Raw genomic sequence first — 9,623 nt, 5'->3', positions numbered from 1 at the left:
GCCGACGGCCGATCCGGAGTCGGTGATCTGCGAGTCGCGGCGGGCGCACCGCAGGTGAGGAGCCAGGCGGGATCTCCTACGATCCCGCCGTACGGGGCGTCGCCGGCGCCGAGGCGATGAACCGCTCCGGCGTGCCGTCGGAGGTGGACGCCCGGAGCGTTGGACCGCTGATTCTCGGACGTGGCCTGGTACGTGTCGCGGCGGTTCGCCCTGGGCTACCTGGCCGGATCCGCCGTGGTCGAAGACATTGCCGATGGCGCTGGGAGATGTCGATGCGGATCGCAGCAGCAGTTCTGTTCAAGGTCGACAAGCCCGTCGAGACCGTCGAGCTCGAACCCGACGGCCCGCTGTCCTTGCACGACGACGCCCGAGCGGCCGGAGTACCGATGTACATCGGCTGCGGGTCGCCGCCGGCCCCTGCATGACCTGGGAGAACGGCGGACCGGTGTTGCACCAGTCCTGGCTGGAGACCCGCTGGACGGAGCTGGGTGCCGGACTGGGGCTGACCATGGTGCACGAGACTGCTCACCCGGAGCCGGTGACCTTGCCGCGAAAGTACCCGGATGCCAAGAACATTCGCTGCTTCGGCGGGCTCGATCCAGCACCCTGCAACGGCATGGTCCGCGGCGTCGGCCTGGCCGTGCAGAAGGGCGACACGCCGATGAACAAGGCCATCGACTTCCTGGAAGCCGTGATGACCAACAAGTTCGGCAGCGTCAAGGGCTGGCGCAAGGTCCTGTCCGGATTGCGGAACCTCGTGGGTACCGGCGAGGCGACGCGCATCGAGCTGATCAAGTTCCTTGCCCTGGCGGCGGTGGGCCATACCTTCCCCTACAAGACCGCCCTGAAGGTCGAGGTGACCGGCCTCCGAAATGGCGTGCCCACGGTGGTCAGCCGCACTCGCCGATCTACTCATGGTCGTCGCCGGGTTCACCACCGGCTGGAAGTTCATCCGGAACTACGGAAACTACTTACTCGGCCTCGAATGGATCATCGTCGCGACCTCGGGAACCAACTTCCTCATTTACGGGCTGGTTGGCGCCAACGAAACCAGTCCGATGTATCACCTCGCCTTCTTCGATGCGTTCTCCCGGTCGGTCGGAATCACCGTGATTCTCGTCCTGGGTCTGATGCAGGTCACCCACGGGTTCAGGCCTTCGCTTGCCGTCGATATCGGCGTCTTCGGGCTGGCCATCGTAGGTGGACTGGTCATGTCCTTCTTCGCCGGTGAACTCGGGCTGGCCGGGGCCATCTTCTTTGTTGTGATGAACGCCCTGACCACCCTGTTCCTGCTCTATTTCGCGTGGCGGCTGTGGAACATCGGTGCACGCGGTAACGCGATTGCGGTAGTGGCCGTCTCGGCCGCGGCAGCCACGATCGCGGGGATGTACGACTTCTACCGCATACCCGGCGACGATGAGCACCACACGATCTTCTACATCCTGGCCCTCATCACATGGGCCTCCCAAATGGTCGTGTACTACTTCGGGTATCGCACGCTGCAAAATAGCAATGACCGAATTGCAACTGGTCGAGCACGAGGGTTCTCGGTCGCGAGTCCGTCGGCAGTTTTCGACTGAGTTGATGCCGTCGCCGAAGGCCGGGCCCGTGGTGTCGCCCGATGCCGAACGTCAGGTCTCGACGGGTGGTCACGACGCCGAAAGACCAACCAGGCGTTGGTGATTCGGGATTTCCGGCGAGGCTCGGGGGTGTTCAGTTCCCGACGGAACGCGCGTGGCCCCCGTCCATCAGGTCCTCGGCCAAGGCCCTGAGGCGGATGGCCGGTCCGCCGGTCGGGTAGATCCCGCCGACCGCGAAGGCGCCGACGATGGCGAGGTGGAGCTGATCGGCGAGCCGATCGCCGTCCGGGACGCCGAGCCGTGCCGTCAGCGCGCGGAGCCGTCGCGCGAGTTCGTGTTCGTGCTCGGCGCACCGTTGCCGGATTTGCTCCGATTGCGCCTTGCTGAATTCCGCGGCTGTGTTGACGAATACGCAGCCGCGGTAGCCCTCGCGCGTCGCCACGTCCTGGATCCAGGCGAGCTGGGCGTCGAGTTCGGCCCGTGCGTCGGCGTGGCGCGACGCGGTCTGGTCCCAGCGGGCCCAGAACCGGTCATCGCGCTGCTGCAGTACCGCGAGAACGAGGTCGTCCTTGGTGGGGAACCAGCGATACAGGCTCGCCTTCGCCATCCCCGCCCGTCGCACCACCTCATCGACACCGATGGCACGTACACCGTTGTCGTAGAAGAGGTCGGTCGCGATGCCGACAAGCTTGTCGCGCACCGCGATTCCGCGTAGCTGCCTGGGCTTTCCGGTCACGCTCGCTCCGGTGCCTTCACCGTGATCGCGGTCTTGCCGAAGCCGCGCCGGTCCTTGACCCACTGCTGGGCATCGGCGGCCTGGGTGAGATCGAACTCGGCGCCGACGATCACGCGGACCGCGCCCGAATCGACCAGCTCCGCGAGGGCCGCGAGGGCCGTGGGATCGGGTTCCACCAGGCACGAGGCCGCGCGGATACCTCGCTCCGCCGCGGCGGCCTGGTATCCCTTGACCGACCATGCGGTCGCCAAGGCGATTGCGCCTCCGGGCGTCACGCGGTCGAACAGCGAAGCGCCGAAATCGAATCCGACCAGATCGATCGCCGCATCGACCTTCCCGATTGCCGCGACAGCGTCCGGATCGGTGTAGTCCACGCAGGCGTGCGCGCCCAATTCGTGCAGTGCGGCATGGTGATCGGGACGCACCAGGGCGGTGACCGTGGCGCCGCGCGCGACCGCCAACTGCACCGCGAGGTGACCCACGCCGCCGGAGGCGCCACTGATCAGCACGTGCTGACCGGCGCGTGCCCCGACCGCGTCGAGCATCTGCCAGGCCGTCAGCGCGGCCATCGGCAAGCACGCCGCCTCTGCGAAGGAAGCCGACTTCGGCATCGGCACAAGCTGATACGCGGGCACGGTCATGTATTCGGCGTACGTGCCCGCGGGATAGGGGAACCAGGCCAGACCGTAGAGGCGGTCGCCCACGGCGTAGCGGGTCACCCCATAGCCGACCGCATCCACCACACCGGCGACGTCCCACCCGGGGATGCAGGGCAGCCGCATGGACTGCTCATAGCCGGAATTGTTGCCGGTGTGCATGTCGATCGGGTTCACGCTGGTCGCCCGCACCGCGATACGGACCTCACCCGCGGCGGGCTCCGGCCGTTCGACGTCGGCGATCTCCAGTGGCGATCCCCAGTTTTCGTGCCGGGCCGCGCGCATGGTGGTAGTGCTCGGCCGGCGAGCGCCGACGATCATGACGCCCGCACCAGGGCGCTCGCGTCGACGCCGCACTGACGGGCGACCCCGGCGACGTCGAAGTGGAAGCTCTCCCAGCTCACCCGGCCGTCCCGGAAGCGGAACAGAATGAAGACCGGCACCGAGACCCGATTGCCGTTCGGCACTGCGCCATTGAAGGTGAACGCCGGAGTGAAAGTGATCTGGCCCCAGCAGCACAGGGTCTCATCATCGAGCCCGTGGCCGTCCAGCCGGACCTCGTAGTCGGGCGCGAACGCGAACCATCCCCTGATCGCGCCCTCGACCTCGGTCCCGGCGTAATGGGATTCGAGTGACGGCGATTCGAGTACGGCGTCCGGGTGGTACACGGCCATTGTGGCCGCTATGTCCTGTCGGCTTTTCGCCTGTGCCAATCGTTCGACGATCTGGACGGCTTCCCGCACGTCCAGTGTCTGCGCAACCATGTTCGACTCGCCTCCATCGGGCCAAAATCGAGACTGATCTGTCTCGATTTCAAGGTAGCGGCGGGGCCGCACACGCGTCAAGACCGGCGTGCGTCGAGCGGCCGTGGACTGCGCATGCCGACCAACGCGCCCGGATTCGTTGGTTCCCAACGCCTCTCGCCGATTCGAGCGGGCACGCACGACAAAGGCCGCAGGTTCCTGACCTCCGGCCTTTGCCATTTCATGCCGCTATACCGGCGCGCTGGAGGTGAGCTTCGCTCGGCGCAGGGCGCGTAGTTCGTCCGCGCGGGGGTCGGCCACCTCATGGGATTCCGGGGCGTCGAAGACGCGAACGGTACGGGTGGTGGTGTCGAAGCGGGACCAGCCCGGGTCGCCGTGGGTGGCGAAGCGCACCCAGGCGCGATGCACCTCGTCGGCCAGCGGCTGCGGTGGGTTCGGGCCGGTCAGGGTGTGGGCGGCGGCGAGTTGGTCGAAGACGAAAGGGACCTCGATGACGTGGCAGGCACCCAGGTCGGCAATGGCTGAGCGCCAAGCGAATTCGTAGACGTAGGCCGGGTTGCCCGCTGCGGCGGTGGCTTCCGCGATGCGCATGGCGTCATCGCGGAAGACGAGGTCGGTGAGGACAGCGGCGAACACGTCCGCGGGTGTGGCGTTCGGGCGGTTGGCGGCGTAGCGCTCGGCGACCGACGGATCCAGACCGTAGCGTGCGAGGAAATGCGGCAGTGTCCGGTCGGTGATTCCGGCGGCGAGACCGGAGGGGAAGGTGAAGAATCGGAATTCCTCGGCGGTCCATCCGGTGAGCAGGGGTACGGTCCGATCCGGTTGGGCGGCAAGGATATCCGCCGGACGGTCCGGGATCACATCGCCGTCGATCATCGGGAAGAAGCTCATGATGCCGAGTCCGTTGGCGACGATCGACGCACCCCAGCGGTCCGGATCCGGGTCGGTCATCAGCGCCAGGGCGAGTGCATCCTGGGCGCTGCGCAGCTCCTCCGGTCCGAGCCGGCCGAAGGCGGACGCGGTCGGCTCGATGCCGAGCAGATCGGCCAGCTGCCGCGCCACCTTGCCCGCGTCCTCCGCGGTGGCCACCGCGGAACCATTGGCGCTCTGTGCGATCGCGCGCCGGAACAGCCCGCGTGCCCGCGGTGACGCGAGCAGCGCCACGACGCTCATCCCGCCCGCGGATTCGCCGAAGACCGTCACATTGCCGGGATCGCCGCCGAAGGCCGCGATATTCTCTCGCACCCACTCCAATGCGAAGATCTGGTCGCGCAGACCACGATTCGACGCGGATCCCGGAACCGCGGCGAACCCGGAGATGCCGAGCCGGTAATTGATCGACACCACCACGACGCCGTCGCGCGCGAAGGCGGTGCCATCGTAAATGCGCCGGGCATTCGATCCACGGACGAACGCCCCGCCGTGGATCCACACCAGCACCGGCAGACCGGACCCCGTGTGATCGGGCGTCCACACATTGACGTTCAGATACTCGTCGCCGGGGATCCCGTCGCTGCCGATGAGGGCGTGAATCGGTGCCGGATACGGGGATTGCACACAGGTGGGTCCGAATTCGAGGGCTTCGCGCACCCCCGACCAGGCCTCGACGGGTCGCGGGGCTTCGAACCGGGCGGGCCCGATCGGCGCTGCCGCGTAAGGGATGCCGAGGAAACGGGTGATGCCGCCTTCGCGCGTGCCCAGAACCTCGCCGCCGGTGACGGACACGATCTCTGCCATCTTGAACTCCTTCGCCGACTTCAACTATCGCGCAGCGATCGCTGGGTGGACCCGATTCCGAGTTTTCCGGCTGCGGTGCGCGCGACTCGATGCAATGGCGCGATCCGCGCGCCGAGGAGCGGGCGGCGCGGCGATCTGGCAGAACGGTAGGAGACATGTGGTGGACCGGACGTCTCGTCTTGCTGATTGCTTCCGGTTGTCGGACCACTCACCGAACCGACTCACCCCCCGGAATCCCGGAGGCGGCCTCCGTAGAAGTCACAGCAGTGCGGGGTGCTCATGAGCGGCTGACCCGTCGGAATTCGGCTCGGCGGCGGCTTCGTCCAAGCCCACCCCGGACCGGATTCGGCTGCTGGTACAGCACCAGCCGATCTCGGTCACCATCGATGCCATGCGCGCGCTCGCTGCGGGCGGTCGCCGGCCAGGCCGTTGCTGGTGAGGCTGGTGTGGTCGCTGGGGGCACTGTGCGGGTTCGCGGTTCCGGCCGCGGTGGGCAACAATCCGCCGATCCGGCATACCCGTGGTTACGATCGGGGTGTCGGAGCCCAACTCGTCGAAGCAAATGAGCGGGCATGGTCGAACGGAAAAGTGAGGGTACGCAGCCTGACCTGCGGATAGGGGTCGCCGAGGAACTCGCCGCGGCCGGGCTCGACGATGCCCTGGAAATCGGGCGGGGTGGTTTCGGGGTCGTCTACCGGTGTCACGAGCATTCGCTGGATCGGCTGGTCGCGGTGAAGGTGCTCGATGCGCGGTCGAGTGGGGATGAGCGGGAGCGGTTTCTCCGGGAACAGCGGGCGCTGGGCCGGTTCGGCGGGCATCCGCACATCGTTCAGGTGCTGTCGGCCGATGTCACGGTCACGGGGCGGCCGTATCTGGTCATGCCGTTCTTTGCACTCGGGTCGCTGCAATCGCGGATTCGGGAGCGGGGGCCGCTGCCGTGGCAGGAGGTGCTGTCGGTCGGGGTGAAGATCGCCGGTGCACTGGCGGCCGCGCACGGGCACGGGATGGTGCATCGCGATGTGAATCCGGCCAATATCCTGCAATCCGACTATGGCGAGCCGTTGCTGAGCGATTTCGGAATCGCACGCATCAGTGGGGCTTTCGAGACCCGGTCCGGACTCATCGCCGGGACACCGGCATTCACCGCGCCCGAGGTGCTGCGGGGAGCCGAGCCTGCCGAGGCCGCCGACATCTACGGCCTGGGCGCCACACTGTTCTGCCTGCTCACCGGGCACGCCGCCTTCGAACGCCGCGAGGGCGAGTCGATGGTCGCGCAATTCGTGCGGATCACCTCCGAACCGGTGCCCGACCTGCGGAGCAGTGAGGCACCGGCAGCGCTGTGCTCGGCGCTGGAATCCGCTATGGCACAGGATCCTTCGGACCGGCCCGAGACCGCAAGGGAGTTCGGTGACCGGCTGCGCAATATCGAATTCGCATCCGGGCTCGTGGTCGACTCGATGGCGCTGCCGGCCGACACCGGAGCCCGGACGGTCGCACCGCCTGTTCCCGTCCCGCCGCCGCGTTCGAGCCCGGTTCCGGCGCCGACGCCGTCCACCCGATACCGTCCGCCGAGCTCGCCGCGGCAGCCGGTACTGCGCGGTCGCCTGCTCGACCGGCTGCGGGAGGGGCAGGCGCGGCGGCTGGTGCTGATCCACGGACCCGTCGGATTCGGGAAGAGCACACTGGCCGCGGAATGGGTGGATGTGCTTGCCGCCGAGGGTGTTCGAGCCGCCTGGCTCAGCGTGGACGACGATGACGACAATGTCGTCTGGTTCCTGACCCATGTGGTGGAGGCGATCCGCTATGCCCATCCCGGTGTGGCCGGGGATCTGGAACAGCTGCTCGAGGAGCATGCCAGTGATGCCGCGCGGCACGTCATGAGCACCCTCATCGACGAGATCCACAACAGCGGCGAGAACCTGGCGCTCGTGATCGACGACTGGCACCGGGTGACCAGCGCCGCGACCGTGGCCGCGATGGAATTCCTGCTCGACCACGGCTGCCATCACCTGCGGGTGATCGTGACCAGCCGCAGCCGTACCGGACTTCCGCTGGGGCGCATGCGGGTTCGTGACGAACTCACCGAGATCGATGAGTCCGCACTGCGATTCGACGACGCGGAAACCGCCGCGTTCTTCGCCGACACCGGCGGGCTGACCCTCGCCGCGGCGGAGGTCGAGCGACTGCGCGAATCCACCGAAGGGTGGGCGGCGGCACTGCAACTGGCCTCGATGTCGCTGCGCGGCCGCGACGATCCGGGTGCGTACATCGATCAGATCTCGGGACGGCACTACGCCATCGGGGAGTACCTGATGGAGAACGTCGTCGACACCCTCGAACCCGAACTGCTCGAATTCGTCACGCGGACATCGGTTCCGACGCGCATCAACGGTGAGCTCGCCGAGGTGCTGACGGGCGTGAGCAACGGCCAGGACATGCTCGAACAGGTGCGACAGCGAGATCTGTTCCTGCGCAGCATCGACGACGATCTGCGCTGGTTCCGCTACCACTCGCTGTTCGCCGACTTTCTGCGCGAGCGGCTGATCCGGCAGCATCCGGGACTGCTCGAGGAACTGCACCTCACCGCCGCGCAGTGGTTCGAGGCCCACGACATGCTCACCGAGGCCGTCGATCACCTGCTCGCCGCAGGCGAACCCCAGCGGGCCTCCCGACTGGTCGCCGCGCACGCCGGGAAATTGATAGAGCAGTCGCGTATGGGGACGCTGCTCGGGCTGGCGGCCAAACTGCCGGGCTCGCTCACCGCGTCGAATCCGCAGCTGCAGCTGAACATCGCGTGGGCGAACGTAGCCATACAGCGCCCGGCCGCCGCGGAGACCGCCTTGGCACGCGCCGAGACAGCGCTCGCCGCGGCCCGCGACCGCGATGGCGAATCCGCCGACCTCGAGCTCGAGATGAAGCTGGTGCGTATCAGCCTGGCGCTCGCGACCGATCAGACGGCGGTACTGGCGCCGGAGCTCGCACAGGCACGGGATTCGGTGCGGCCCTTCATGGCCCACGGGCTGGCAGTGGGGGCGATGATCTCGGCGCTGTATCGCTTCGACTTCGCCGAGGTGCACAGCTGGTATCGCTGGATCGAACCGTACCGCAACCGGGCGCGCGGACCGTTCGGCCCGGTGTACTGCGACTGCGTCGACGGGAGCGCCGCCTCCGAACAGCTCGATGCCGGCACCGCCGAGTCCCGGTTCCGCACCGCGCTCGGCCAGGCGCTGCAGACGGGCAGGCAATCGCAGGCCACCCGGCTCGCCAGCGCGCTGCTCGGCGAATTGCTGTACGAGAAGGGCCAATTCACCGAGGCCGAGGAGCTGCTCGCGGGCGGGCTCGGCGTCGAGGGCGGGGCGGTCGAGTTCCAGATGGCGGGCTACGGCACCGCCGCCCGCCTGGCCGCGGTGCGCGGCGATATCGACGCCATGAACGAGCGATTGGACGAGGGAACCAAGCTCGCGGCGAACATGATCCTGCCGCGGCTGGCAGCCCGCATGATCAACGAACGCATCCGGCTGGGTCTGCCGATCACCGACACCGACCGCCGCGACCTCGAAAGCCTCGAGCCGTATACCGCCCATCCCGATGCTCCCACCGCGGTGGCCGCGGAACTGGCCCACGACTCGGCTATCCGGCTACTCCTCGGCAAGGGCACCCCGGCAGCGGCCGAACAGGCATGCCGGCAAGCGCGGCGCCTCGTCGACGTGATCTCCACCCAGAACCGCCGGCGCGCGCTCACGAATGCCGAACTCCTGTACGGCTGCTGCCTGTCGGCCGCCGGCCGGACCGCGGACGCCGCGAAGTTCCTCGAGCCGACCCTGACCCGCTGCGCCGAACAAGGCCTGGTGCGCCTGGCCGTCGACACCGGCCCGCAGCTGCAACCGGTAATCGAAACCCTGTACGGCGCAACGACATCAGCCCAGCACGTGATTCGAGCATTCCTCCGTCACCTGCTCACCGAGTTCGAAGACGTGCCGCTCCACCGCAACAACTCACCTGAAAACGGCTGACACGGCGCAAGGTCGGCCCGGGCCTCGCAGGTTCGCAGCCGCCGGCTCGGCATTGCGATTGGAAATCCGGGTGGGTTCGCAGTTCGGCGGCTCGGGGTGCGGTCGGCATCCAGCGATCGACCGGTCGTCTGTGCGTG

At 67.7% G+C, this 9,623-nt stretch carries 7 protein-coding genes; 3 read left to right on the top strand and 4 right to left on the bottom strand.

Annotated features, from left to right (window positions below):
* Positions 1–272: 272 nt before the first annotated feature.
* On the top strand, positions 273–425 hold the full coding sequence (locus ACFXHE_RS21830; RefSeq protein ID WP_379385661.1) for a hypothetical protein: 153 nt from the start codon (positions 273–275) through the stop codon (positions 423–425).
* A 489-nt stretch (positions 426–914) separates the two neighbouring features.
* The gene (locus ACFXHE_RS21825) at positions 915–1,580 is read left to right on the top strand and encodes a transporter (RefSeq protein ID WP_379385659.1); all 666 of its coding nucleotides are present in this window, start codon (positions 915–917) and stop codon (positions 1,578–1,580) included.
* Between the two features lie 133 nt (positions 1,581–1,713).
* On the opposite strand, the gene ACFXHE_RS21820 is transcribed toward ACFXHE_RS21825, so the two are convergent.
* From ACFXHE_RS21820 to ACFXHE_RS21805, 4 genes are all read right to left on the bottom strand, one after another.
* Complete coding sequence (locus tag ACFXHE_RS21820) at positions 1,714–2,316, bottom strand: TetR/AcrR family transcriptional regulator (protein WP_379385657.1); 603 nt, start codon at positions 2,314–2,316, stop codon at positions 1,714–1,716.
* Positions 2,313–3,293 (bottom strand): NADP-dependent oxidoreductase, encoded by a 981-nt coding sequence (locus ACFXHE_RS21815; RefSeq protein ID WP_379385655.1) that lies wholly within the window; start codon positions 3,291–3,293, stop codon positions 2,313–2,315. The genes ACFXHE_RS21820 and ACFXHE_RS21815 overlap by 4 nt, the downstream gene beginning before the upstream one ends.
* Positions 3,290–3,736, bottom strand: a complete 447-nt coding sequence (locus ACFXHE_RS21810; RefSeq protein WP_379385654.1) for a nuclear transport factor 2 family protein — start codon at positions 3,734–3,736, stop codon at positions 3,290–3,292. Before ACFXHE_RS21810 ends, ACFXHE_RS21815 begins: the two co-directional genes overlap by 4 nt.
* A gap of 228 nt (positions 3,737–3,964) precedes the next feature.
* Complete coding sequence (locus ACFXHE_RS21805; RefSeq protein ID WP_379385652.1) at positions 3,965–5,473, bottom strand: carboxylesterase/lipase family protein; 1,509 nt, start codon at positions 5,471–5,473, stop codon at positions 3,965–3,967.
* Positions 5,474–6,045: 572 nt separating this feature from the next.
* Between ACFXHE_RS21805 and ACFXHE_RS21800 the strand changes: the two genes are divergently transcribed.
* Positions 6,046–9,486, top strand: a complete 3,441-nt coding sequence (locus tag ACFXHE_RS21800) for a protein kinase (protein ID WP_379385650.1) — start codon at positions 6,046–6,048, stop codon at positions 9,484–9,486.
* Positions 9,487–9,623 lie beyond the last annotated feature (137 nt).

This window comes from Nocardia sp. NPDC059229 (genome assembly GCF_042754165.1).
Lineage (GTDB): Bacteria > Actinomycetota > Actinomycetes > Mycobacteriales > Mycobacteriaceae > Nocardia.
Note: the sequence above shows the minus strand (reverse complement) of the source record. Positions and strands in the feature narration are given on the sequence as shown.

What these genes read in the sequence shown, in the direction of transcription:
- ACFXHE_RS21830 (WP_379385661.1), top strand. Translation starts at nt 273, where the DNA reads ATGCGGATCGCAGCAGCAGTTCTGTTCAAGGTCGACAAGCCCGTCGAG.
- ACFXHE_RS21825 (WP_379385659.1), top strand. Translation starts at nt 915, where the DNA reads ATGGTCGTCGCCGGGTTCACCACCGGCTGGAAGTTCATCCGGAACTAC.
- ACFXHE_RS21815 (WP_379385655.1), bottom strand. Translation starts at nt 3,293, where the DNA reads ATGATCGTCGGCGCTCGCCGGCCGAGCACTACCACCATGCGCGCGGCC.
- ACFXHE_RS21810 (WP_379385654.1), bottom strand. Translation starts at nt 3,736, where the DNA reads ATGGTTGCGCAGACACTGGACGTGCGGGAAGCCGTCCAGATCGTCGAA.
- ACFXHE_RS21805 (WP_379385652.1), bottom strand. Translation starts at nt 5,473, where the DNA reads ATGGCAGAGATCGTGTCCGTCACCGGCGGCGAGGTTCTGGGCACGCGC.
- ACFXHE_RS21800 (WP_379385650.1), top strand. Translation starts at nt 6,046, where the DNA reads ATGGTCGAACGGAAAAGTGAGGGTACGCAGCCTGACCTGCGGATAGGG.